This is a genomic window from Bradyrhizobium sp. TM233 (assembly GCF_036247965.1).
GTDB classification, from domain to species: Bacteria; Pseudomonadota; Alphaproteobacteria; order Rhizobiales; family Xanthobacteraceae; genus Bradyrhizobium; species Bradyrhizobium ottawaense.
Map to the genome: position 1 here is coordinate 186,138 of NZ_BTIG01000003.1, position 22,272 is coordinate 208,409.

Annotated in this window: 25 protein-coding genes; 12 read left to right on the top strand and 13 right to left on the bottom strand. The window is 65.2% G+C overall.

What is annotated here, in order from left to right; all coding sequences use genetic code 11:
* Nucleotides 1-334 precede the first annotated feature (334 nt).
* Nucleotides 335-1,186 carry a LysR family transcriptional regulator gene (locus AABA86_RS07965; protein ID WP_338306381.1) on the bottom strand — a complete coding sequence of 284 codons (852 nt, stop codon included), beginning with the start codon at nt 1,184-1,186 and terminating at the stop codon, nt 335-337.
* A 102-nt stretch (nt 1,187-1,288) separates the two neighbouring features.
* Here AABA86_RS07965 and AABA86_RS07970 point away from each other — a divergent pair, with 102 nt between their 5' ends.
* A complete protein-coding gene (locus AABA86_RS07970) occupies nt 1,289-2,281 on the top strand; it encodes a zinc-dependent alcohol dehydrogenase family protein (protein WP_338306382.1) in 993 nt (330 codons plus the stop codon).
* A 37-nt stretch (nt 2,282-2,318) separates the two neighbouring features.
* Here AABA86_RS07970 and AABA86_RS07975 read toward each other — a convergent pair whose 3' ends face one another.
* Nucleotides 2,319-2,513, bottom strand: coding sequence for a hypothetical protein (locus AABA86_RS07975; protein ID WP_212252054.1), 195 nt, complete (start codon nt 2,511-2,513; stop codon nt 2,319-2,321).
* Between the two features lie 302 nt (nt 2,514-2,815).
* Nucleotides 2,816-3,799: an aldo/keto reductase gene (locus AABA86_RS07980; protein WP_212252056.1), complete on the bottom strand. Its 984-nt coding sequence runs from the start codon at nt 3,797-3,799 to the stop codon at nt 2,816-2,818.
* 105 nt (nt 3,800-3,904) lie between these two features.
* Here AABA86_RS07980 and AABA86_RS07985 point away from each other — a divergent pair, with 105 nt between their 5' ends.
* Nucleotides 3,905-4,798 carry a LysR family transcriptional regulator gene (locus AABA86_RS07985; protein ID WP_212252057.1) on the top strand — a complete coding sequence of 298 codons (894 nt, stop codon included), beginning with the start codon at nt 3,905-3,907 and terminating at the stop codon, nt 4,796-4,798.
* A 169-nt stretch (nt 4,799-4,967) separates the two neighbouring features.
* Here AABA86_RS07985 and AABA86_RS07990 read toward each other — a convergent pair whose 3' ends face one another.
* Entirely contained in the window at nt 4,968-6,041 is a 1,074-nt protein-coding gene (locus AABA86_RS07990) for a hypothetical protein (protein WP_212252059.1), read from the bottom strand.
* 245 nt (nt 6,042-6,286) lie between these two features.
* On the opposite strand from AABA86_RS07990, the gene AABA86_RS07995 reads away from it, so the two are divergent.
* Nucleotides 6,287-7,315, top strand: a complete 1,029-nt coding sequence (locus tag AABA86_RS07995; RefSeq protein ID WP_338306383.1) for a patatin-like phospholipase family protein — start codon at nt 6,287-6,289, stop codon at nt 7,313-7,315.
* Between the two features lie 35 nt (nt 7,316-7,350).
* On the opposite strand, the gene AABA86_RS08000 is transcribed toward AABA86_RS07995, so the two are convergent.
* Both AABA86_RS08000 and AABA86_RS08005 read right to left on the bottom strand, forming a co-directional pair.
* On the bottom strand, nt 7,351-7,779 hold the full coding sequence (locus tag AABA86_RS08000) for a CBS domain-containing protein (protein ID WP_212252063.1): 429 nt from the start codon (nt 7,777-7,779) through the stop codon (nt 7,351-7,353).
* Between the two features lie 189 nt (nt 7,780-7,968).
* The gene (locus AABA86_RS08005) at nt 7,969-8,790 is read right to left on the bottom strand and encodes a rhomboid family intramembrane serine protease (protein ID WP_338306384.1); all 822 of its coding nucleotides are present in this window, start codon (nt 8,788-8,790) and stop codon (nt 7,969-7,971) included.
* 307 nt (nt 8,791-9,097) lie between these two features.
* On the opposite strand from AABA86_RS08005, the gene AABA86_RS08010 reads away from it, so the two are divergent.
* Both AABA86_RS08010 and AABA86_RS08015 read left to right on the top strand, forming a co-directional pair.
* Entirely contained in the window at nt 9,098-9,400 is a 303-nt protein-coding gene (locus AABA86_RS08010; RefSeq protein WP_338306385.1) for a GIY-YIG nuclease family protein, read from the top strand.
* 557 nt (nt 9,401-9,957) lie between these two features.
* A complete protein-coding gene (locus AABA86_RS08015) occupies nt 9,958-10,512 on the top strand; it encodes a PAS domain-containing protein (protein ID WP_338306386.1) in 555 nt (184 codons plus the stop codon).
* Between the two features lie 10 nt (nt 10,513-10,522).
* Here AABA86_RS08015 and AABA86_RS08020 read toward each other — a convergent pair whose 3' ends face one another.
* Nucleotides 10,523-10,909 carry a COG4315 family predicted lipoprotein gene (locus AABA86_RS08020; protein ID WP_338306387.1) on the bottom strand — a complete coding sequence of 129 codons (387 nt, stop codon included), beginning with the start codon at nt 10,907-10,909 and terminating at the stop codon, nt 10,523-10,525.
* A 146-nt stretch (nt 10,910-11,055) separates the two neighbouring features.
* On the opposite strand from AABA86_RS08020, the gene AABA86_RS08025 reads away from it, so the two are divergent.
* Together AABA86_RS08025 and AABA86_RS08030 are read left to right on the top strand one after the other, a co-directional pair.
* A complete protein-coding gene (locus AABA86_RS08025) occupies nt 11,056-11,562 on the top strand; it encodes a GNAT family N-acetyltransferase (protein ID WP_338306388.1) in 507 nt (168 codons plus the stop codon).
* 123 nt (nt 11,563-11,685) lie between these two features.
* Nucleotides 11,686-11,991 carry a hypothetical protein gene (locus AABA86_RS08030; protein ID WP_338306389.1) on the top strand — a complete coding sequence of 102 codons (306 nt, stop codon included), beginning with the start codon at nt 11,686-11,688 and terminating at the stop codon, nt 11,989-11,991.
* A 78-nt stretch (nt 11,992-12,069) separates the two neighbouring features.
* Here the strand turns inward: AABA86_RS08030 and AABA86_RS08035 are convergent, their stop codons facing one another.
* Entirely contained in the window at nt 12,070-14,040 is a 1,971-nt protein-coding gene (locus AABA86_RS08035) for a DEAD/DEAH box helicase (protein ID WP_338306390.1), read from the bottom strand.
* A 284-nt stretch (nt 14,041-14,324) separates the two neighbouring features.
* On the opposite strand from AABA86_RS08035, the gene AABA86_RS08040 reads away from it, so the two are divergent.
* Both AABA86_RS08040 and AABA86_RS08045 read left to right on the top strand, forming a co-directional pair.
* Nucleotides 14,325-15,065: a metallophosphoesterase family protein gene (locus AABA86_RS08040; RefSeq protein WP_212252078.1), complete on the top strand. Its 741-nt coding sequence runs from the start codon at nt 14,325-14,327 to the stop codon at nt 15,063-15,065.
* Between the two features lie 122 nt (nt 15,066-15,187).
* Nucleotides 15,188-15,541, top strand: a complete 354-nt coding sequence (locus AABA86_RS08045; protein WP_338306391.1) for a cupin domain-containing protein — start codon at nt 15,188-15,190, stop codon at nt 15,539-15,541.
* Between the two features lie 21 nt (nt 15,542-15,562).
* On the opposite strand, the gene AABA86_RS08050 is transcribed toward AABA86_RS08045, so the two are convergent.
* The 5 genes from AABA86_RS08050 to AABA86_RS08070 all read right to left on the bottom strand — a co-directional run bounded on the left by AABA86_RS08050 (nt 15,563) and on the right by AABA86_RS08070 (nt 18,884).
* On the bottom strand, nt 15,563-15,988 hold the full coding sequence (locus tag AABA86_RS08050) for a GFA family protein (protein ID WP_338306392.1): 426 nt from the start codon (nt 15,986-15,988) through the stop codon (nt 15,563-15,565).
* Nucleotides 15,989-16,094: 106 nt separating this feature from the next.
* Nucleotides 16,095-16,607 (bottom strand): hypothetical protein, encoded by a 513-nt coding sequence (locus AABA86_RS08055; protein WP_338306393.1) that lies wholly within the window; start codon nt 16,605-16,607, stop codon nt 16,095-16,097.
* A 90-nt stretch (nt 16,608-16,697) separates the two neighbouring features.
* On the bottom strand, nt 16,698-17,126 hold the full coding sequence (locus tag AABA86_RS08060; protein ID WP_338306394.1) for a VOC family protein: 429 nt from the start codon (nt 17,124-17,126) through the stop codon (nt 16,698-16,700).
* Nucleotides 17,127-17,246: 120 nt separating this feature from the next.
* Entirely contained in the window at nt 17,247-17,729 is a 483-nt protein-coding gene (locus AABA86_RS08065) for a DUF5680 domain-containing protein (RefSeq protein ID WP_338306395.1), read from the bottom strand.
* 3 nt (nt 17,730-17,732) lie between these two features.
* Nucleotides 17,733-18,884 (bottom strand): zinc-binding dehydrogenase, encoded by a 1,152-nt coding sequence (locus tag AABA86_RS08070; RefSeq protein ID WP_338306396.1) that lies wholly within the window; start codon nt 18,882-18,884, stop codon nt 17,733-17,735.
* Between the two features lie 338 nt (nt 18,885-19,222).
* Here AABA86_RS08070 and AABA86_RS08075 point away from each other — a divergent pair, with 338 nt between their 5' ends.
* The 3 genes from AABA86_RS08075 to AABA86_RS08085 all read left to right on the top strand — a co-directional run bounded on the left by AABA86_RS08075 (nt 19,223) and on the right by AABA86_RS08085 (nt 22,167).
* On the top strand, nt 19,223-20,464 hold the full coding sequence (locus AABA86_RS08075) for an MFS transporter (RefSeq protein ID WP_338306397.1): 1,242 nt from the start codon (nt 19,223-19,225) through the stop codon (nt 20,462-20,464).
* A gap of 136 nt (nt 20,465-20,600) precedes the next feature.
* The gene (locus AABA86_RS08080) at nt 20,601-21,212 is read left to right on the top strand and encodes a PilZ domain-containing protein (protein ID WP_026202686.1); all 612 of its coding nucleotides are present in this window, start codon (nt 20,601-20,603) and stop codon (nt 21,210-21,212) included.
* A 331-nt stretch (nt 21,213-21,543) separates the two neighbouring features.
* Nucleotides 21,544-22,167, top strand: coding sequence for a transglutaminase-like cysteine peptidase (locus tag AABA86_RS08085; RefSeq protein ID WP_028141141.1), 624 nt, complete (start codon nt 21,544-21,546; stop codon nt 22,165-22,167).
* Nucleotides 22,168-22,272 lie beyond the last annotated feature (105 nt).

Here is a 22,272-nt window from a genome sequence, read left to right on the forward strand (position 1 = left end):
CGGTCGTGTGCGCGATGGCCTTGCTCACGGCTCTCCGCCCTGCAAAACCCTTCGCGCCGATGTGACCCACGTCCACCGCCGCCCGGCCCGCGTTCGTGACGATCGCGATACGCCCCTCTTCCTTGGGCCGGGTTGCCGCGACACATACGTGATTTCCGAATTTCGGTAAAGTGGAATGTTTTTGGCGGCGTGTGTTGACCCACCGCTGGCGTGTTTTGCCCGTCGGGCAACGCAAGGTCTGGTAGCCCGGATGGAGCGCAGCGTAATCCGGGAATCTATCCGAGCGGAAAGAGCGCCCCGGATTACGCTTTCGCTCCATCCGGGCTACGAAGCATCAGCCCGCCAGCTTCTCGATCACGATATCGAGCAGCGCGCGCAGACGGGCGAGGCGCCTGAGATCGCGGTGATAACCGACATAGGTGTCGCGGCCGGGCGGCGCCGTTCCGATGTCGAGCGCGACGAGACGGCGGTCGCGGTCGCCGAGCGGGCGCGGCAGCACGGCAAAGCCGCCGCCGCTCGCACATAGCTCGGCCTGCACCTGCCTGTTGTTGCTGCGCGAGGCGACGGCTGCATTCGGCAGTGCGCGCTTCAGCCAGACGGCGTCCGGCATGTCGGCGAACTCTGCATTCATCGTCACGACGCGGACAGTGCTGCCGTCGCCGGCGCGCGGCGGCTTGCTGCCCTTCTTGCCATAGAGCGCGTAGGGAATGTGCAGCAGCTTTCTGGAGATCACCTCGGGCTCGCTGAACGGCTTGATGCGGAAGACGAGATCGGCTTCACGCCGCGGCAGACTGTAGAGCCGCGCATCGGTCAGCAGCTCCACCGTCACCTTGGGGTGACGCTTGCCGAACGCGGCGATCACGGGCGACAGCAGCACCGTCCCGAACCAGTCCGACGACGACAGGCGGAGCAGGCCGTCGAGCTGCGTCTCCGCACCGGACACATGGCGCTCCAACGCGAGCGCCTCGTCCTCGATCCGCTCGGCGTGGCGGAGCACGGCGGCCCCCTCGTCGGTCAGCACCAGGCCATCTGCCGTGCGCTGGAACAGGGTCTGTCCCAACGATGTCTCGAGCGCGCGAAGCCGCCGGCCCATCGTCGGCTGGGTCTGGCCGATTTTTCGTGCGGCAGCGCCGAGCGTGCCTTCGCGCGCAATTGCCAGGAAGATGCGCAGATCGCTCCAGTCCATCAGGATTCCCGCCATACAGAAATGTATGATGATCGTACAACCTTGTTCCTTCTCATGCAAAATTTCATGGGCATATTGAGCCGATCACGGAGCAAGACGATCATGACGAGACAATCGACAATGCGCGCAAATGTCCTGGAGACCCACAACGCTCCCTTGCGCCTCTCAACCATCTCCACGCCCGAGATCGGCTCGCGCGAGGTCCTGGTGCGGGTGCGCGCGAGCGGGGTCAATCCGCTCGACACCAAGATCCAGGCCGGCGCCGCGGCGCATGCGCGCCACCCGTTGCCGGCAATTCTCGGCATCGATCTCGCCGGCGTGGTCGAGCTGGCCGGGCGCGAGGTCTCGCGGTTCAAGCCGGGCGACGAGGTCTACGGCATGACCGGCGGTGTCGGCGGCGTACAGGGATCGCTGGCCGAATTCGCAGCGGTCGATGCCGATCTGCTGGCATTGAAGCCTGCCAATCTCAGCATGCGGGAAGCCGCCGCCCTGCCGCTGATCGTCATCACGGCCTGGGAAGGTCTGATCGACCGGGCGGGCCTGAAGGCAGGCCAGAAGGTATTGATTCATGGCGGTGCGGGCGGCGTCGGTCATGTCGCGATCCAGATCGCGCGCGCCTTCGGCGCGGAGGTGTTCGCAACCGGCTCGCGGCCGCAGCGCGCCACCATCGAAGGTTTCGGCGCCGTGTTCATCGACCGCGACAGTCCGGTCGACGCCTACGTGACGCAGCACACGGGCGGCCGCGGCTTCGACATCGTCTACGACACCGTCGGCGGCAAGGTGCTCGACGCCTCCTTCGAAGCGGTGCGCCGCTTCGGCCATGTGGTGAGCGCGCTCGGCTGGGGCACCCATGCACTTGCGCCGCTGTCGTTCCGGGCAGCCACCTATTCAGGCGTGTTCACGCTGCTGCCGCTGCTGTCGGGCGAAGGCCGCGCGCATCATGGAGAGATCATGGCGGAGGCCACGCGCCTCGCCGAGGCCGGCAAGCTCATGCCGCTGCTCGACTACAGGCGCTTTACCCTGGAGAACGTCGACGAGGCCTATGCGCTGATCAGAGACCGCGCCGTCAAGGGCAAGCTGGTCGTCGATATCTGAGGCGGAGCTTGCAGCCCGGGTGGAGCTGTGCCCGCCGCTAATCCTCGCTGGACGCGGCGGAGCGCTTGCGCAAGTACGCCTGCGACAACAGGAAGAACAACGCGCGCTCGCCATGATATTTGGCGGACGGCCGGGTGCGCTCGAAGCCATCGGCAAATATCTTGCCGGACTGGTCGCACACCTGCCATCGCCAGCCAAACCGCTTGCGCCTGGTGAGGATCACTTCGAACATGCCGACGAGCTTGGTCCCCTGCCCTTGCCGGTCTCGCAGACGCTCAAGCCTGCTCCGGCCTCCCCCGTTAGACGGATGCCCGACATATAACGCAGCGGAGTGGAAAGAGAATAAAATTGATGATCGGAAATGCGTATCTTGCACCGTTGTGATGAACGCGCGACGCTTCCGGAATAAGCCGATGGTACCGGTGTTTCATCGCTGCTCTAACGCACCTTGGTAGCGCTGGCAGAGGTATTCAAACCGGTACACAGGCGTGAAAGTCCGGTAAGCGAATGCTCACCGGACTTTCGCCGCAGATATCAGCGGCCGACGCGCGCCTGCAGATGCGCAGGATAGCGATCGCCCTGCACCGTGACCTTGGCCAGTACGCCGGCAATGGCAGCGCGATCCGCCTCCGACAGCCTCACCGCCGCCGCGCCGAGGTTCTCTTCGAGCCGGTGCAGCTTGGTGGTGCCGGGAATCGGCACGATCCACGGCTTCTGTGCGAGCAGCCAGGCCAGCGCGATCTGCGCCGGCGTCACCTTCTTCGCCGCAGCGATCTCGCCGAGCAGATCGACCAACGCCTGATTGGATTTTCGTGCGCTGGATGAGAAGCGCGGTACGATGTTGCGGAAATCGCTACTGTCGAACGTCGTGCTCTCGGTAATGGCGCCTGTCAGAAAGCCCTTGCCGAGCGGACTGAAGGGCACGAAGCCGATGCCGAGCTCTTCCAGCGTCGGCAGGATCTCCTGCTCGGGCTCGCGCCACCACAGCGAATATTCGCTTTGCAATGCGGTCACGGGCTGCACCGCATGGGCGCGGCGGATGGTCTTCGCGCCCGCCTCCGACAGGCCGAAATGCAGCACCTTGCCGGCCTGGATCAACTCCTTCACCGCGCCCGCGGTGTCTTCGACCGGCACGTCGGGATCGACGCGGTGCTGGTAGAACAGGTCGATGCGGTCGGTCTTGAGCCGCTTCAAGGCGGCCTCCGCCACCGCCTTGACGTTGGCGGGCCGGCTGTCGAGCCCGGCTTCGACCTTGCCGCCCTTAAAGCCGAACTTGGTGGCAATCACCACCTTGTCGCGGAATGGCTGGAGCGCCTCGCCCAGCAGCTCCTCATTGACGAAGGGGCCGTAAGCCTCGGCGGTGTCGAACAACGTCACGCCACGCTCGAATGCAGTCCTGATCAGCGCGATCGCCTGCGACGCTTCGGTCGCAGGGCCATAACCATAGCTCAGTCCCATGCAGCCGAGGCCGAGGGCCGAGACCTCGAGGCCGCTCTTGCCAAGTTTTCGTGTCTGCATCTGAAGCTCTCCTTTGAGAAATCACGTTCACGGGCAAATCTAGGCGGCGCGCCGGCATGCGATTAGGTGATAAAAGCGGCATGTACTCATGATACGGACTCATGAATGGCCCGAGCCAATGTCAACGACCTCCTCGCCTTCCTCGCCGTCGCGCGCGAGCGCAGTTTTACCCGTGCGGCAGCCCAGCTCGGGGTGTCGCAGTCGGCGCTCAGCCACACGGTGCGCAGCCTGGAGGAGCGGCTCGGCCTGCGGCTGCTCACCCGCACCACCCGCAGCGTCGCGCCGACGGAGGCCGGCGAGCGCCTGCTGCGCAATGTCGGACCGCGCTTTGCGGAGATCGATGCGGAGCTGTCGGCATTGACCGCGTTGCGCGAGACACCGGCCGGCACCGTCCGCATCACCACCGGCGAGCATGCCGCGCAGACGGTTCTCTGGCCGGCGCTCGCAACGCTGCTGCCGCGCTATCCCGACATCAAGGTCGAGCTCGTCGTCGACTACGGCCTCACCGACATCGTCACCGAGCGCTACGACGCCGGCGTGCGTCTCGGCGAGCAGGTCGCCAAGGATATGATCGCGGTGCGGATCGGGCCGGAGATGCGCATGGCCGTGGTCGGCGCGCCCGCCTATTTCGCCACGCGGCCAAAGCCGAAGCAGCCGCAGGATCTCACCGAGCACAATTGCATCAACCTCCGCCTGCCGACCTATGGCGGGATCTATGCCTGGGAGTTCGAGAAGCGCGGCCGCGCCGTGAAGGTGCGCGTCGACGGCCAGCTCGTGTTCAACACCGGCTTGCTCCGGATGAATGCCGTGCTGGCAGGGCTTGGGCTTGCCTATATCCCCGAAGACCTCGTCAAGCGCGAGATCGCCGACGGACGGCTGATCCGCGTGCTCGCCGACTGGTGCGCGCCGTTCGCGGGCTATCACCTGTATTACCCGAGCCGGCGGCAGCCGACGCCGGCGTTCGCGGTGCTGGTGGAGGCGCTGAGGTATCGGAAGTGAGGGGGCCGTTTGTGGGCTTGGCCCGCTCTCGTGCCCCGGACGCGGCGCAGCGCTCCTTCAGCGGTGCGCTGCTGAGCCGGGGCCCATCCATCGAGATAAGCGTTTGCGGCCTTCTGGTCCCGGCTCTGCGAAGCGGCATTGCATGCCGCGCCGCGTCCGGGACACCAGATCAGCGCGCGACGACTTCCACCTCGCCGTCGACGCCGTTGACGACGTTGAAGCCGCGCTCGTAGACCTTGCCCTCGTTCTTGGCGATGGCGCGGTATTCGCCTTCGGAGAGCACGACGCGCGGGAAGGCGCCGATCGATTCCTTGATGACGTCGCCGCCCGGGGTCAGCACCGACCAGGCTGTGTTGGCGAGCGCCTCGCCGCCCCTGTCGCTGACCAGCTTGAGCGTGATCACGGCTGCGCGGTGGGTGATGGTGACGTCGGTGAGCTTGCTGGCCTGGACGCGGATGTCGGAGCGCACCACCGAATTGGCGTCGCCATAGTTGGAGATGATGTAGTAGGTGCCCTCCGGCAGCAGCACGACGTCGCCGGCGGCGACGTTCGGCACCAGCGATGCGCGCTCGCCGGATTCGAACTGGCTGCCCTTGTAGATCGCGAACGAGATCTGGTTCTGCGGAATGCGGCTGGTGCCGACCCGGCCCTCGATCCGCAGCCCCCCGGCCGGCAGCACGAAGGATTCGCGGTCGGTCTCGGCCTTCAGGCTGACGGTGCGCACCGCGCTGACGAGGCCGAAGGCGACGTGCACGACGTAATTGCCCGGCGGCAGCACGATGTTGGGCGTGGCGCTGCGGTCCTCGCGGATCAGCTTGAAGGTGCCGTTCTCGTCGGGACGGTCGGCAAACACACGCCAGACCAGGCCGCTGGTGATCGCCGGAGAATCCTTGCCGTATTTCGCGGTCAGCGACAGCACGCCCTGTCCGGGCACGGCCGCATTGAGCGGGGCGGCCGGCGGCACGGTCGTGACCGCGGGCGGCGGCATGCTGGGGGTCGTCGGCTGCATCAGGGTCGGCGGCAGGCTCGGCGGGCCGGCGCCAGGCCCGGAGGGCGGCGCCAGGCTGACGGCGCCGCCGGGGTCGGGCACCGAAGCCGGCGGGACCGGCGGCGGACGATCGGAGAAAAGCTGCGCCTGCGCAGCGTTTTGGCCCGAGGTAACGAAGCACGCGGCAAGGATCAGCGCCGGCAGCAGCCTGCCGCTGCGCCGCCATCCGATGATGCCGTCACCCCCGCGTGTCATACCCCCTGCTTTTCACCGAAAACGCGGCAAATTCAAGCCTCTGAAACCCCAGGAAATACGGGCCCCGTCCGATTGATGGAACCCGGTTGACGCTTGCGTGATTAGTCCAGCGGCAGCCAGCCCTCGCCACACTACTGCCCCCTGCTTCCCCGAACGGTATAAACCATGCTTGGCCCTCGCTCTGGTGCGGCGGAAGTCCGGTGCCTACTCTGGTGTCGAGGGCTGGCCCGGGTAGGAGAGTTTCGGTGCTTGATATCTTGAAGGGTCGTGGTGCGAACGGCTCGAACGGTGAGAAGATTGGCCTTGGCCCCACCCGCCGGCCGGTCATCGGCCTCGCCCTCGGTGGCGGCGCGGCGCGCGGTTTTGCCCATATCGGAATCCTGAGGACCCTGATCGCCAACGGCGTCGTTCCCGACGTCGTGGTCGGCACGTCCATCGGCGCCGTGGTCGGCGGCCTCCATGCGGCCGGCCGGCTCGAGACGTTCGAAGAGTGGGGGCGCAGCCTGCAAGGGATGCGCAACATCCTCGGCTATCTCGACATCCGCCTCAACGGCTCCGGCCTGCTCGGCGGCGAGAAGCTGGCGACCCGGCTCGAGAACGCGGTCGGACAGACCCTGGTCGAGGACCTGCCGGTCAAGTTCGCGAGCGTCGCGACCGAAGTCCGCACCGGCCACGAGATCTGGCTGACGCGCGGCCGCCTGGTCGATGCGATGCGTGCGTCCTACGCCCTGCCCGGCATCTTCGCGCCCGTGCTGATCGGCGACCGCTGGCTGGTCGACGGCGCGCTGGTGAACCCGGTGCCGGTCTCTGCCGCCCGCGCGCTCGGCGCCGAAATCGTCATCGCCGCAAATCTTTCCAGCGACATCTTCACCCATTCCACGACGATCTATTCGCACGGCGCGATTCCCGCGCCGGCCGCAGCCGAGCCGGAGGAGACGACCGCCAAGCGGCGCTTTCCCCGCTTCTTCTCACCCGAGAGAACCATGAAGCGCGAGTTCTTCGGCAGCGCCGGGCGCCCGGGCATCTCCTCGGTGATGGTCGACGCCTTCAACATCATGCAGGACCGCATCACCCGCGCCCGCCTCGCCGGCGATCCGCCGGATCTCTTGATCTCGCCACGGGTCGGCCAGTTCGGCTGGTTCGACTTCCATCGTTCCGAGGACCTGATCGCCCACGGCGCGCGCGCCGCCGAACGCGCGCTGGAGTCGATCCGCGAGGCGATCGAGGTGCTGGCGCCGGCTCCCGCGGGCCACGCGCCCAAGGCGGAAGAATAAGGCGGAAGAACAAGGCAGACGCGTAAGCGGACGCGTCAGGCCGTCTTGATGTAGTCGCGCAGGGCTTCCTGCTCGGTCTCGTATTCGCGGACACGCCATTTGACGATGTCGCCGATCGAGATCAGGCCCACCACCTTGCCATTGTCGATCACTGGCAGATGGCGGAACTTGCCTGTCGTCATTATCTCCATGAGCTCGGCGACCGTGTCGGCCTCCTTGCAGCTCACGACCTTGCGGGTCATGACCTGGCTCACTGGTTCCTCCAGCACGGACGCGCCGCGCTCGCCGAGCACGCGGACGATGTCGCGCTCCGACAGGATGCCTTCGAGCCGGCTCTGGTTCATCACCAGCACCGCGCCGATCTTCTTCTCGCCGAGCAGCTTGATGGCGGCGGCCAGCTTCGCGTCGGGCTCGACGCTCATGATCTGGTGGCCCTTGGTGTTGAGAATGGAACGTACCGTCATTGTTGCCTCCCTGAATCGGACCCGTCCGCCTTTGGCGGTCCGGACTTGTTCTTCGAGTCTTCAACTAACAGTTTTGGCGCCGGTTGCAGGCTCAGGCGCTTTGCGAAGCATCGCCGCTAGCGGCTTGCAGCTCCGGAACATTCTTCCGGCAAATGATGGATGAATTCGGGCCGCGCCGCAAGCGCCGCTTCAAATACGGTCTGAAACGTCCTGTGATGACGCATCCGCAGCATCGTTTCGCACGCGCGGCACGGGATCGAACAGCGCGAACAGCAGCAGGCCGGCGAAGAAGCCGCCGATATGCGCCTGCCAGGCCACGCTCGTGGTCTCGGAATCGATGCCGATCGCACCGACGCCGAAGATGATGTTGACGCCGAACCACACAGCGAGGAAGCCGACCACCCGCCCGTCGCGCAGCGCGCGCGACAGCGGCAGCGCCGGAACTCTCGCTGCGGTATCGGCGTCCGACCTGTTGAACGACAGGAAGCTGCCGCGGACGAAGGCGAAGCGGATCGCGGCTGCCATCGCGCCCGACACCGAGGCCGAGGCGCCGATCATCGGCGCCACCGCATGCTCATGGGTGACGAGATGGGCGAGCGCGCCGGCCGCCGCCGTCACCGCCAGAAACAGGAAGAACCTGACCGCGCCGAAGCGCCGCGCCAGCGCGCTGCCGAACGGCAGCAGCCACAGCACGTTGAAGCCGAGATGGGTCAGGTTGGCGTGCAGCAGCGAATAGGTGACGAAGGTCCAGACCTTGGCGCCGGCCCCGCCCGGGATCTGCAGATTGAGCAGCGAGGAATCGTAGCGCTTGGGGATGAAGCCGAAGACGTCGATGGTCCAGTTCTCGAGCTCCGGCGGCAGCAGCACCCGCAGATGGATCACCGCCAGCAGGACGATATAGGCGGTCAGCGCCACCGGCAGCGTCAGGACCGGCTCGCGCGGAGCCTCCTCATGGGCGGCCGGCAGGCCGGGCTGAGAATCCTGCGGCGGAGAATCGTGCGGAGAATCCAAGGCAGCTTCGCTTTCAGGCGCGATCGGAGCGATCCGTTTGGAGATAGTCGCCTTTGCCGGCCTTGCGCAAGTGCACAAAAGGAAATCGTGAAACGGCGTCTCATTTCGATGTCGGACGCGACGCTGGGCCCCGGCTCAGCAGTGCAGCGCTGAAGGAGCGCCGCACTGCGTCCGGGGCACGAACCAGCCCAGCCCGTGTCCCGGACAAGGCGCGGCACGAAGTGACGCGCCGCAGAGCCGGGACCCAGATTGGCGGCAAGCTCGAACCATGCAATTCTAGGTAGTTTTTACTTTCTGGTTCACGCCCATGCCAACCGCATTCTTCGTCTACATCCTCGCAAGCCAGCGAAACGGCACATTGTACGTCGGCGTCACCAACGACCTCGCGCGCCGTATGGCCGCACACAAGGCGAAGCGCGTGCCCCGGTTTACGAAGCAATACGGGGTCACGTTGCTGGTCTATTTCGAGAGCTACGAGTCCATCCTCGAAGCGAGAGCGCGCGAGCATTCGCTGAAGCGATGGCGGCGCGCCTGGAAGCTCAAGCTGATCGAAGACCTCAATCCGGACTGGCGCGACCTGACGGAAGACCTGAACTCGCTGGCAAACTGACTGGGTCCCGGCTCTGCGCAGCAGCGCTATGCGCTGCAGCGCGTCCGGGACACGGAACGCTAGTGTCCCGGACAAGGCGCGGCACGAAGGGACGCGCCGCAGAGCCGGGATCCAGCTCTTCGTCGGTTGAGCTCGGGACATGGGCCCCCGGCTCCGGGGCACGAGAGCCGGCGGCTGAAAAAGGAAAAGGCAGGGCCCTGGGAAGCCCTGCCTGTCCGTGTCGGCCTTCCGGTGCCGGAGGAATGAAGGTGTATCCCCACCCCTCCCCGCGGCCCGTGACCAAACTGTTTGACGCCCTGTGTACAGGCCCCGCCGAGAACCTGGATGAAAGCGGCGAGGCTTGCGACTGCGATCACCATAGCAGCGCCGCGCGAGGCGCAAAGGCCATAGTTAATTTAACGTTAATGACGCAAAGACCGCCTTAACGGGGGCGAAAACGCCCTCCCGGCATGGACGCTGCAAATCCCCTCCTGCACAACATCACAAGGGATCGCGGGTGCACTGAAGCGGGACAAGTTTGTCCCTTCGAGGTTGCACCCCGGGATAAGCGTTCAGACATGAAACATCCGTCGAGCCGCGCGTTCTTCGCGTATTGGGACAAGAAGCGCGGCGCCGCACGGGCCCCTGACAGGGCCGACATCGATCCGGCCGCCGTCCGCGGCCTGCTCGGCGACATTTTTGTCCTCTCCTGCGAGCCCAATCTCGGCTTTCCCTTCCGCGTCGCGGGAACGCGCGTCTGCGCACTCGCGGGATGTGACCTCAAGGACCAGAGCTTTGCGGCGCTGTTCACTGAAGCCAGCCGCGGCGAGATCGAGGAGATCACCACGATCGTCGCCGACGAGGCGCTCGGTGCGATCGCCGGCGTCACGGCCGCGCGCGAGGACGGCAGCAAGGCCTATCTCGAGCTGCTGCTGCTGCCCTTCAACGCCCGCCCGCACACGCCGGTGAGCGTGACCGGCGTGCTCGCGCCGTTCGACGACGAATGCGGCGCGCTTTCAACCTTCACCCTCACCTCCTGGCGCTATCTGCACCAACCGGAGAAGCTGTTGCCGCGCGCGATCCGCAAATTGCAGATCGCACGCGGGCTGATGGTCTATGAGGGGCTGAGATAGTCGCCCGCTCTCACGGCATCGCCAGATGCCAGGCGCCGTTCAGAAAACCATCGCCGGTGACGTCGCCGGGCTTCTGGTCCTTGGCGAAGGTGTAGAGCGGCTTGCCCTTGTAGGCCCACTGCTTCGAGCCGTCGTCGCGGGTGATGATGGTGTAGCCGTCGCTGCCGGCGTCATTCGCCTCGGCCTTCAGCACCGGCCAGTTCGTCGCACATGGACCGTTGCAGGCCGACTTGCCGTCCGCATCCTTGTCGAAGGTGTAGAGCGTCATGCCCTTGGCATCGGTGAGCACGTTGCCCTTGTCGGTCTTGCCCGTCTTGGTCGGCGGTGCGGCGAAGGCGGCGGGAACGATCGCGAGCGACAGTGCCAGCGAGAGCGCGAGGCGGATCGGGGACGTCATGATATCTCCTGTCATGCAATTGGCTTGCATGGGTAGGACGCCGCGCGCGGCGTCGTATTCCTGAAACGGCGGCAAAGATATTTTTCGCTGCGCGCGCCGCCGCGGCGGAATAAACTGGACCGACCGAGACGGAACGACGGAAAGACATGAGCAAGCCGCATTGGCGCCCCGCGCACGCATCCGACCTGCCCGCGATCAGCGCGATCGCGGCGCAAATTCATCCTGCTCTTCCTGAGAGCCCCGAGGTGCTCGCGGAGAAGATGCGGCTCTATCCCGACGGATGCCGCGTGCTGGTCGCGGGCGACGAGATCGCCGGCTACGGTCTCGCGCATCCCTGGAAGCGGCACCGGATTCCGCCGCTCGACGGCTTGCTCGAACGACTGCCTGACGGCGCCGATTGCCTCTACGTGCACGACGTTGCGGTCCTGCCCGACTTTCGCGGCGGCGTCGTGCGCCCCTATGTTGCCGATGTCGAGCAGCTGGCGCGTGCGTCAGGCATCGCAACGCTCGCGCTGGTCTCGGTCTATGCCACGCAGCCGCTGTGGCAACGTCTCGGCTTTCGGCCCGTCACGGCGGACGCGGCACTGCGCGCAAAACTCGCATCCTATGGCGAAGGCGCCACGTACATGCTGCGCGACCTTACCGCGATGTAATGTCCCGCCCCGGGCCGGCTCACGCGGGCGTGAAGCCGCGCCCTCGAACCCGCTCAGGTGGCGCTCCGTCGAAGGTGTGTGCGAGCCGTTCCGGTCTCGCCGAACCGAGGCTGGAGAAGATCCATGAAACTCACATTGTCGAAGATTGCTTTGATTGCAGGGGTTGCGACGGCCGCGTTCGTCGCGACCGGTGCCAATGCGGCGCAACACCGAAGCTATAGTTGCGAATTCGCCTTTTTCGAAGGCTGTGGCATCGTGTTCGAGCAGCCGAACCCCGGCCGCTCCCGCAGCAGCGTCATTCCCGTCCACGATACCTCGCCGACCTACATGAAGCAGACCGACCCGCGCTACAGCTCGTCGATGCGCGATGCCGGCGGCGGCGGTGGTGGTGGCGGAGGCGGTGGTGGTGGCGGCGGCGGTGGCCGCTGAGCTCACACCCGACTTTTCAGATGATGTCGCCGGTGCAACCCGGCGGCATCATTGTCGTCTGCGCTGAATGGTGCCGGTTCAGCCGCGATTCTTTTTCTTCTTCGGCTTCTTTCCAGGCGCGCCCTTCGCCTGCCACGGCGTGACCGACGGCTCTGCGTGACCCGGCTTGTTCTTGTGCTTCTTCTTGCCGAAAGACGGAGCATCGTCGAATTTCGGCCCGCGCTCGCCTTGAGGCTTGCTGCGCGGCTTGAAGTCACTCTTGTCGCGCGGACGATCGTCGCGACGTTCACGATGATCGCTGTCGCGGCTCTCGCGCCGGGGCGTGTGTGACTGCTCCTCCGCAGGCGCCTGTTGCTGCGGCGCGCCCGCCATCGGCTCGAGGCGGATATTGTCTTCCTTGTCCGGACGCTTGATCTTGACCGCGAAAGACTCCGCGACCCGCTCGGAAATCTCGAACTCGGTCGTGGTGTCCATGATCTTGATGGCGCCGATATCGCCCTTGTCGATGCCGCCGCGACGGCAAATCATCGGCAGCAGCCAGCGCGCTTCCGCATTCTTGCGTCGCCCGATGTTGGCGCGGAACCAGACGGTGGCCTCTCCCATGCCGTGACGCGGCGAGGATTTGCCTGATTTCGATCGCGGCCCCGCAGGGCGATCATCGCCGCGTAAGGTGCGGCCATCGTCGCGCGGCGTGCGAACATTGTCGCGACCGCGATCGTCACGCGGCCGGCCAGCCCGCTCGCCGGGATCGAGGATGTCTTCCGGCGACGGCAGCCGCGCGCGATAAAGCCGCGCCAGCGCGGCGGCGATATCCTCGGCCGACCGCTCGGCCAGCAGCGCCTGGGCCAGCACGAGGTCGTCCGCCGTCGTCTCCTCGGTGAACAACACGTCCTTCATGCGGTCATGATCGAGCTTGCGGATTTCGTCCGCCTGCGGCGCCGTGCCCCAGTCGGCGTCGACCCCCGCGAGATTGAGCAGCAGCTCGGCGCGCCGCCGGCGGGCGGGCGGCACCAGCAGGACGCTCGTCCCCTTGCGTCCGGCGCGCCCGGTTCGGCCCGAGCGGTGCTGCATCACCTCGGCGTCGTTGGGCAGGTCGGCATGAATGACGAGGTCGAGGCTCGGCAGGTCGATACCGCGGGCGGCAACGTCGGTGGCGACGCAAACGCGCGCGCGGCCGTCACGCAGCGACTGCAACGCCATGGTCCGTTCGTTCTGCGTCAATTCACCCGACAGAGCGACCACGGAGAAGCCGCGCTCCAGCAGCGCCGCCTGCAAATGCCTGACGTGATCGCGCGTGCTGCAAAACACCAGCGCGCTCGGCGCCTCGTAGAAGCGCAGCACGTTGACGACCGCATGCTCGGCATCGGCGGGCGCGATCCGGATCGCGCGGTACTCGATGTCGGCGTGACCGCCTTCGTCACCGGCGACTTCGATCCGAAACGCCTGCTGCTGATATTGCTTGGCGAGCGCGACGATGCCGCGCGGGAACGTCGCCGAGAACAGCAGGGTGCGGCGCGTCTCCGGGGTGGTCTTGAGGATGAATTCCATGTCCTCGCGAAAACCGAGATTGAGCATCTCGTCGGCCTCGTCGAGGACGACGACCTTCAATTCCGAGATGTCGAGGCGGTTACGCCGCAGATGATCGCACAACCGGCCGGGCGTACCGACGACGATGTGGGCGCCAGCCGCAAGCTCGCGCTGCTCGCGGCGCGGATCCATGCCGCCGACGCAGGAGACGACCCGCGCCTCCGCATGCTGATAGATCCAGGCGAGTTCGCGCTGAACCTGCATCGCGAGCTCGCGGGTCGGCGCCACGATCAGGGCGAGCGGAGCGGCCGCCCGCTCGAACAGCTCGGCATCGCCGAGCAGATCCTTGGCCATGGCGAGGCCATAAGCGAGGGTCTTGCCGGAGCCGGTCTGGGCCGAAACCAAGAGGTCGCGGCCGGCGGCTTCGTCCGCGAGCACGGCGAGCTGAACGGGGGTCGGTGAATCATAGTTCCGCTCGGCCAAAGCGCGGGCGAGCGGCGGGGTCAGGGCCGGAAAAGACACGGGATGGAGAACCTTGGTTAATTCAGGCGCGCAAACGGTGAGCCGAGGGGCCTGAGCTCGCGTGCGCGGCAAACGGCCCGGCCGCACGCTGGATTTGATCTGGGTGCTCTTTACGCCAAGAGTTCGGAAATCACCATGCCAATGATGCATGGCTTCGCGAAAAGAGCCGCGCCTCAGAGGTTGCAGCGGATTTTTGCGGCCACCTTGATTAACATCGGCGCAACGGGGTCTGGCGGCAAGGCAAATGGGCCGAGATCGAACCGAGTTAGAGGGGGAGCGCAACGATGCGATTGGCCGTCATTTCCGACATCCACGGCAACCTTGCTGCGTTGGAGGCCGTGCTGGCCGACATCAAGGCGCGCGGCGTCGATCGCACCGTGAACCTCGGCGATTGCGTCACCAGCCCTTTGTGGCCGAAAGAGACTTTCGAGGCCCTGCAATCGCTGGCGTTGCCGACCGTGCGCGGAAACCATGACCGCTGGATCGAGGAGTTTCCGGACGACAAGCTCTCGCCTGCAGGCCTGTTTGCGCGTCGCGCATTGACTGCGGAGCAACGGCGCGCGCTCCATGGCCTGCCCTCGCAAATTCGTCTCGACGACGGGATCCTCGCCTGCCACGGCACGCCCGACAACGATACGGCGTGCCTGCTGGAGGAATCGCTCGATGACGGCCGCTTTGTGCCGGCACGCCGCGAGGTGCTGGCGACGCGCCTCGCAAGCGAGCCGACGGCGCGCGTGGTGCTGTGCGGCCATAGCCACCGCCAGGCCGCGGTTCAGGGACCGGGCGACTGCCTGGTTCTCAATCCGGGAAGCGTTGGTTGCCCCGTCTTCGCGGACATTCCGTTTGCCGCAAACCTGGAGCACCGCTCGCCTCACGCCCGCTATGCGATCCTCACGAAGAAAAAGAGGGGCTGGCAGGTCGAGCTGCTGGCCCTCGAATATGATTGGGACGCCGCATCGGCGCGTGCGCTCGCCAACAACCGCCCCGAATGGGCGCAGGCGATGTTGACCGGATGCGTCACATAGCCGACCGCGGCGAGATCTCAGATCGCATCGGTACAGCAGGATCGACCGGTCAACGAGGACGGTCTTGTCGCGCCCGCCCCGCGATCCCAAATCGTGCCTCACGAGAGAGCAAGGGAGAAAACATGACAGGTAGCATATCGCTGGCCGACAAGCTCGCGACCTTTGAGGATCATTGGTCGCCGCGCACGGTCACGACCTTCAACGATTGCGACGTGATGGTGGTGAAGGTGAAGGGCGAGTTCACCTGGCACAAGCACGAGGACACTGACGATTTCTTTCTGGTCCTGAAAGGCAATCTGGACATCGAGTTGCGGGATCGCAAGGTGACGCTTGGTCCGGGCGAACTCTACGTCGTACCAAAAGGCGTCGAGCATCGCCCGGTGGCACGTGAGGAGGTTCATCTGATGCTGATCGAGCCGACCGGCACACCGAACACCGGCGACAAGGCAACCGCGGCGAAGCGCAAGCTCGTATAGGTATCGCGGGCTGACGGAGCTCTAGTCGGCAGGGACGAAGCGAAGGGTGCCTGCCTGACGCGTCGGCTTGCCGGTGTCATTGGTGTGATTGACGCCGTCCATGACCGGCACCTCGGCGAAATCGAACGGGCTCACCCCATTCAGGCAGGCGACATTGACGGCGTAAAGGGATTGGTCGGACCGGCGCTGGTGGTGGGTATAGATTCCGCAGCGGGAGCAGAAGAAGTGCTGCGCCGATCCGGTATGGAAGCGGTACGTCGTCAGCGCCTCCTCGCCCCGCAGGAACTTGATCCCGCCCATCGCCGCCATGGCAACGACGGCGCCTCGCATTCGACAATAGGAGCAGGTGCAGCGGCGGATCGATTTGAAGTCGTCGCTGAGTGTCACCTCGAAGCGTACCGCGCCACAATGGCACTGGCCGGCTCGAACGTTCGCGTCACTCGTCATGGTCCCTGTGTTCCCTGATCCAGATCATGTCCCCGCCGCTCCGGCCGCACCTGGACTGTCTTAACGACGATCGCGCGCGATGTAAGACAAATTCGCGCGACCCCTTTCAGTCCCGGGAGGTCGCCAGCCTGCTGAAACCGTTGACCAGCCTTGCTCTTGCCCGCGCAACACTGTCCCTCACCGTGCGGTTCACGGCCCGGACGAAGCGCCAGGCGTCCGTCTCCTGCAGCCACGCCTTCGCCCCGGCGTATTTTCCGTAAGCCCAGGCAAAGGCTGGAATGCGCATCAGCTTGTCGCGCGTCAGATGAAACAGGCGTTCGACCAGCACCAGCTTGAGCAGCTCGCCCACGATCAAGACCACCGCTCCGCTCAGCACCTGACCGGTTGCGGTGAGGTACGCAGCCACCGGCTTGACCGGCTCCAGAATGATGACGGGCACCAAGAACAATGCGAGTGACGCATATGGCGAAAGTGATTCGATCCAGGCGCGCAACCGCTTGAATTGGACATACCGCCCGATCCAGCGGGCGACGGGTGCGGCCACGGCCATGAAGACCGCGTCCACCAGGAAGTAGATCGCAGCCAGGATATATGTGATCGGTTTCAGGATTCGCTTCACGCCATCACTCCCGTAGAGTGAAAGCCGGAACCTGGGCCTAAGTTTCACCTGTGCGTGCACAGTTCGAGGGAACTTTTGCGGAACGGCCGCTCAGATCTCCGCATAGACCTCCAGCAGATTGCCGTCGGGATCGCGGAAGAACAGCGTGCGGTGGCCGAAGGGCTGGTTCGTCGGCGGCGACACCAGCGCCACGCCCTGCCGGACGAGCTCCTCGACGCAGGCATCGACCTCGGCCGCGGATACCTTGAACGCCAGCTGCAGCGAAGCGCTGCCCGCAGGCAGCGGCGCATCGGTGGCGGTCCGGCCTGGCCGCGCCAGCGCCAGTGTGTTGCTGCCGAGGCCATACTCGATCCAGTTCGGCGACAGCTCGCGCAGCAGGGGAAAGGCGAGGACGTCCTCATAAAAGCGGCGCATCGCGGACATGTCACGCACGAAGATGACGGTGTAGTCGATCGCGCGGATGGCGCGGAAGGGGGAAGAGGCACGTGGGGTTGGTTCGGGTGTCTGTTCGTTTGTCATCGCGTCCTTTATTCCGAGCTCCCGTCCCGTAGCCCGCATGAGCGAAGCGACATGCGGGACAACTCCGTCGACAAGCACCCCGGATATCGCTTCGCTCATCCGGGCTACAAGCTCGCAAAACTATCGCAGCAAACCGCCACTGTAACGCAGCTCGTACAGCTGCGTGCCATCCTGCCGCGCAATCGTCTCGCCCCCGTGAAAACGATCGAGCGCGCCTTCGGCCTCGTTGCGGTAGACCATCCCCGCCTGCTCGAACCGGCGCGGTCCGCGGTACGGCTGTTCGACGCTAACACCCAGCAGCGCCTGACGCAGGAATTTGTAGATCTCGAGAAAGGTCTCCCGATCCCTGACCTCCGCACCGGCGCCGCCGCTGTAGCTCATCGACCAGATGACGCGGTCGTCCCGCGACACCGTTTCCTGTCCAACGAAAAATCCCATCCCGAAATAGATATCGCGATAGGCATAAGGCGGCGCGCGATGCTCGAGCCGTTTTGAGCCGGCGAGCAGCGGCGCGGCCACCGTCGCGTCGTCGTCGAGGCCTGCATAGGTGCGCTGCTTGGCCTCGACCAGGAACGCCGCGAGATCGTGCGGGATCGGTGGCATCGGCTAGTCCACCAGTTCGGGCCACGGCACGATGGTCGACTTCACCGTCTTCATCGCCATGGCGTCCTTCACCGCCTGCGCGACGCCTTCCTCCGTGAACGGATAGATCGTCTGCATCTTCAGCCAGGGGTACTTGTTGGCCGTGCGGTAGAGCATGTCGACGCCGAGCGGCAGATCGTTGCCGGTGAAGCCCCAGGACCCGAGCACGTTGAGATCCTTGGTGCAGATGCGGTGCCAGGAGGTGTCGATGGAGCCTGCGTCGGTGAACTGACCCATCTCGACATAGGTGCCGCCGTCGCGCAGCATCTCGATGCCTTCGGGGCCGGCGGTGGGATGTCCCGAGCAGTCCATCACCAGATCGGCGCCGAAGCCGCCGACGATCTCGCGCACACGGGCGATGCGCTCCTGCGGCGATTTGATCTCCTCGATGTTCACGGTCGCCTCCGCGCCGAATTCGCGGGCGAGCTTGAGCCGCGGCTCCTCGGGCGCACCGACGCAGATCACACGCCCTGCCCCCATCTCCCTGGCAGCCGCGACCGCGAGAATGCCGATTGGGCCCGAGCCCTGGATCACCACGGTGTCGCCCCAGCTGAAACCACCGGCGCGGCTGGCGCGGTTGAAGGCGCGGATGCAGGAGGTCAGCGGCTCTGAGAGAGCACCGAGCCGCAGCGACATGTCGTCGGGCAGCTTGTAGATCTTGGTGCCCGGCAGCATGTCGAGATCGACATAGACATATTCGGCCCAGCCGCCCCACATGTGCGGCGCCTTGTCGAAACCGAGATAGCGGCCGTAATAGACCGGCGTCAGGCACTTGTTGGCGGTTTGCGGATAATGGATGCAGTAATAGCAATGGCCGCAGGGCATCAGCGGCGGGATCATCACTTTTGATCCGACCTTGAGCGGCTTGCTCATGAAGTCCTCGGTGAACTCCTCGCCGCATTCGACGATGACGCCGCCGAGCTCATGCCCAAGCGTGAACGGCCAGGGCAGCGGCTTCGGCCAGTGACCTTTCAGGATGTGCAGATCGGTGCCACAGACCCCGCAGGCGCCGACCTTGATCAGCGCGGCCTTGCGGCCGACCTTCGGCCACGGCACGGTCTTGATGACGGGCTCCGAGCCGGGACCGGCGTGGGTGCAGACGCGGATCTGTTGCATGGCTGTTTCCTCATCGCCCGTCTGTTATGATTGATGGGTGCGGGCGTGCGGCGAAGCCTATGTGAGATGCACGGTCGTGCCAAGCAGGCAGTCTCGTAGCCCCGCATGAGCGACTTGTTCGCCGTAGCTCGGAGAGCGAAGGCGGAAGCGACATGCGGGACCGGCGGCCCCAGATGTCGCTTCGCCCATCCGGGCTACAAAGCTTGCCGCAAACACAGCCGTCTTTCCCGCCGCAGAGTGTGTGGCAGCAGCGCATGGCAGATGCCCATGCAAACCCAATGTCTTGAGCACCGACCGGCGAACGTGTAAGCGCCGATAGTCTCACCCCAGGTGTCCCCTTGAATCCCCTGCCTCAAAATCCCGTCGCTGCGTCCGGCTCGTTCGCGGCGATGAAGTCGGTGCCGTACCGGCTCCAGTTCGCGTCTTACGTGCTGGCGATGATGGCTGACAACATCGAGCATGTGATCAGCTATTGGGTGGTGTTCCAGAAATTCCATTCGCCGGCGCTGGCGGGCTTTGCGGTGCTGTCGCACTGGCTGCCGTTCCTGCTGTTCTCGGTCGCCGTCGGCGGGCTTGCCGACCGGTTCGATCCGCGCCGCATCATCCAGTGCGGCATGCTGCTGTTCATCGTGGCATCAAGCGGATGGGGATTCTTCTTCCTCACCGACACGATCCAGATGTGGCACGCGATGCTGCTGCTGGTGATCCATGGCTGCGCCGGCGTGCTCTGGCAGACACCGAACCAGCTGCTGCTCTACGATCTCGTCGGACCCGCCGACCTGCCGAGCGCGGTGCGGCTGAACGCGATGGCGCGCTATCTCGGCATTCTGGTCGGGCCTGCAGTGGGCGGAATCATCATGCTGACGCTGGGCACCTCGCACGGCATCATCTTCAACACGCTGTTCTATCTGCCGATGCTGCTCTGGCTGTTCTGGGCACCCGTGCGCGACAACAGCGTGGCGGTGCGGCGCTTTGCCGTGCGCGGCCTAGCCGACATCGTGCTGACCGTCCGCGCGATCGGCACCCAGCCGACCCTGACCGCGATGACCTGGCTCGCCGGCCTCACCTCCTTCATGATCGGCAACGCCTATCACGCCCAGATGCCGGGCTATGCCGGCGATCTCGGTCATGGCGATCCCGGCGTCTCCTACAGCGTGCTGCTCGCGGCGGATGCGGCCGGCGCGGTGCTCGCCGCTATCGCGCTGGAATCCTGGGGACGGCTCAAGGGCACGCCGCGCACCGCGATCATGCTGGCGATGCTCTGGAGCGTGGCGCTGCTCGGCTTCGCCACAGTGCGGATCTATCCGGTTGCGATCGTGCTGCTGTTCTGCGCCGGCTTCTTCGAACTGTCGTTCAACACCATGGCGCAGGCCCTGGTGCAGGTGAATGCCCCGCACGACATTCGCGGCCGCGTCGTCGGTCTTTATAATATGGCGGGGCTCGGGATGCGGGCGTTCAGCGGCATCACCGTCGGGCTGTCGGGCGCTGCGATCGGCATTCACTGGTCGCTCGGGCTGTCCGCCGCGGTGCTGCTGGCGCTGCTGGTCCTGCTGCAGCGGCGGGCGACGAGGCCGGCTTGAGCCCCGCCTCCGGGTGTGGCTTTTCGAACGCATTGTGTCTGTCCGTTACCGCCGTACCCAATCCTAACGCGGCATTAACCCTATGCACCTTAGGGTCGTCCCGGACTCCGCCCGGGCGGGGGGTCGGGTGTTGAAAATGGCGTTGGCGAACAAAAAATTTCTTCCTGCCGCCGAAGAGCGTCGGCGTTTTCAGCGGGTGAAGGTGCACCTGCTCGGCCGCTACATGCTGCCGGACCGCCGCGAATTCCCCTGCCAGGTGATCAACATGTCGCCGGGCGGCCTCGCGCTGCTCGCCCCCGGCATCGGCAATGTCGGCGACCGCGTCGTCGCCTATCTCGACCATATCGGCCGCGTCGAGGGCAAGATCACCCGCATCATCGACAATGGCTTCGCCATGACGATCGGGGCGACACCCAGGAAGCGCGACAAGCTCGCCGCGCAGCTGACCTGGCTCGCCAACCGCGACATCCTCAACCTGCCGGAGGACCGCCGCCACGACCGTATCGTGCCGCGCAACCCGATCGCGGTGCTGACGCTCGAGGACGGCACCAAGATGACCTGCCGCATCATCGACCTTTCCTTGTCCGGTGCCGCCATTGCCGCGGAGAACCGGCCGCCGCTGAAATCGACCGTCATGCTCGGCCGGGTCCAGGGCCGCGTGGTCCGAAACCTCGAAGACGGCTTCGCGCTGGAGTTCGTCCACGCCCAGCCGATCGAGACTCTCGAAGAGAGCGTTACCGCGCGGTAAAGCGCAGGGACGCCAAATCCCCTGTATTTCCAGCCCCGAAGGCGGCTTCCGTAATGCGGACGCCGCCTTTTTCGTGCGTGATGACGAACCTCGCGCCGGTTAACGCACAGCCCCTTTGCACGTTGAAATGGCGGTTCCGCCAGTGTTTCCGCGTTAATCGATAAAATTTGAATCAATTGCAGTTGTTTCAAATTTTATGAGAATTCGATTCAAGTATAGATCGAATTCGCCGCGCCTTTTACTTGTATTCGTCTCGACTTGACTTGGCTGACTTAGCGGCAACTCAAAAGCTCCGTGCGAAATGTGGTCCCAACAAGAAACGGGGGCCGCAATGTTTGACTTCAAGGGACAGGGGAAAGGGCTGGCGCTGGCTGCCATGCTCTTCGGGATCAGCGCGGCAGCGCAGGCCGGCGAGAGCCGTCTGCTCTACGCGAGCCTCGGTGACACCACGCGTGCGCCGATCGGCTGGGTCGAGTTCTGCGCGGACAATACCGCTCAGTGCCAGGGCACGCCGGCGCAGCCGCGCGACATCGTGATGTCGCAGGCCGCATGGCGCGACCTCGTCAAGGTCAATCGCTGGGTCAACGAGACCGTCAAGCCTTTGACCGACCAGGAGCACTGGGGCGTGATCGAGAAATGGTCGCTGCCGACCGACGGTTACGGCGACTGCGAAGACTACGTGTTGTTGAAGCGCAAGATGCTGATCGATGCCGGATGGCCGCGCCAGGCCCTGCTGATCACCGTCGTGCGCGACAAGAAGGGCGAAGGACACGCGGTGCTGACGGTGAAGACCGACAAGGGCGAGTTCGTTCTCGACAATCAGAACGAGAACGTCGTTGCCTGGACGGAGACCGGTTACCGCTTCGTCAAGCGCCAGTCGCAGAGCGATCCCAACGTCTGGGTCTCGCTGGGCGATACCAAGCCGGCGGTCTCCACCGCCAGCGCCAGAGATTGAGAACGAGACAAGGAGTTACGCGGCCCGGTCACATCCCCACCCCTCCCCGTCCCAGACCGGTTCGCGCGCGCCCAGCCATCCCCCAATGGCTGGGCGCAACTTTTT

What these genes read in the sequence shown, in the direction of transcription:
- AABA86_RS07965 (WP_338306381.1), bottom strand. Translation starts at nt 1,186, where the DNA reads ATGGACTGGAGCGATCTGCGCATCTTCCTGGCAATTGCGCGCGAAGGC.
- AABA86_RS07970 (WP_338306382.1), top strand. Translation starts at nt 1,289, where the DNA reads ATGACGAGACAATCGACAATGCGCGCAAATGTCCTGGAGACCCACAAC.
- AABA86_RS07975 (WP_212252054.1), bottom strand. Translation starts at nt 2,513, where the DNA reads ATGTTCGAAGTGATCCTCACCAGGCGCAAGCGGTTTGGCTGGCGATGG.
- AABA86_RS07980 (WP_212252056.1), bottom strand. Translation starts at nt 3,799, where the DNA reads ATGCAGACACGAAAACTTGGCAAGAGCGGCCTCGAGGTCTCGGCCCTC.
- AABA86_RS07985 (WP_212252057.1), top strand. Translation starts at nt 3,905, where the DNA reads ATGGCCCGAGCCAATGTCAACGACCTCCTCGCCTTCCTCGCCGTCGCG.
- AABA86_RS07990 (WP_212252059.1), bottom strand. Translation starts at nt 6,041, where the DNA reads ATGACACGCGGGGGTGACGGCATCATCGGATGGCGGCGCAGCGGCAGG.
- AABA86_RS08000 (WP_212252063.1), bottom strand. Translation starts at nt 7,779, where the DNA reads ATGACGGTACGTTCCATTCTCAACACCAAGGGCCACCAGATCATGAGC.
- AABA86_RS08010 (WP_338306385.1), top strand. Translation starts at nt 9,098, where the DNA reads ATGCCAACCGCATTCTTCGTCTACATCCTCGCAAGCCAGCGAAACGGC.
- AABA86_RS08015 (WP_338306386.1), top strand. Translation starts at nt 9,958, where the DNA reads ATGAAACATCCGTCGAGCCGCGCGTTCTTCGCGTATTGGGACAAGAAG.
- AABA86_RS08020 (WP_338306387.1), bottom strand. Translation starts at nt 10,909, where the DNA reads ATGACGTCCCCGATCCGCCTCGCGCTCTCGCTGGCACTGTCGCTCGCG.
- AABA86_RS08025 (WP_338306388.1), top strand. Translation starts at nt 11,056, where the DNA reads ATGAGCAAGCCGCATTGGCGCCCCGCGCACGCATCCGACCTGCCCGCG.
- AABA86_RS08030 (WP_338306389.1), top strand. Translation starts at nt 11,686, where the DNA reads ATGAAACTCACATTGTCGAAGATTGCTTTGATTGCAGGGGTTGCGACG.
- AABA86_RS08040 (WP_212252078.1), top strand. Translation starts at nt 14,325, where the DNA reads ATGCGATTGGCCGTCATTTCCGACATCCACGGCAACCTTGCTGCGTTG.
- AABA86_RS08045 (WP_338306391.1), top strand. Translation starts at nt 15,188, where the DNA reads ATGACAGGTAGCATATCGCTGGCCGACAAGCTCGCGACCTTTGAGGAT.
- AABA86_RS08050 (WP_338306392.1), bottom strand. Translation starts at nt 15,988, where the DNA reads ATGACGAGTGACGCGAACGTTCGAGCCGGCCAGTGCCATTGTGGCGCG.
- AABA86_RS08060 (WP_338306394.1), bottom strand. Translation starts at nt 17,126, where the DNA reads ATGACAAACGAACAGACACCCGAACCAACCCCACGTGCCTCTTCCCCC.
- AABA86_RS08065 (WP_338306395.1), bottom strand. Translation starts at nt 17,729, where the DNA reads ATGCCACCGATCCCGCACGATCTCGCGGCGTTCCTGGTCGAGGCCAAG.
- AABA86_RS08070 (WP_338306396.1), bottom strand. Translation starts at nt 18,884, where the DNA reads ATGCAACAGATCCGCGTCTGCACCCACGCCGGTCCCGGCTCGGAGCCC.
- AABA86_RS08080 (WP_026202686.1), top strand. Translation starts at nt 20,601, where the DNA reads ATGGCGTTGGCGAACAAAAAATTTCTTCCTGCCGCCGAAGAGCGTCGG.
- AABA86_RS08085 (WP_028141141.1), top strand. Translation starts at nt 21,544, where the DNA reads ATGTTTGACTTCAAGGGACAGGGGAAAGGGCTGGCGCTGGCTGCCATG.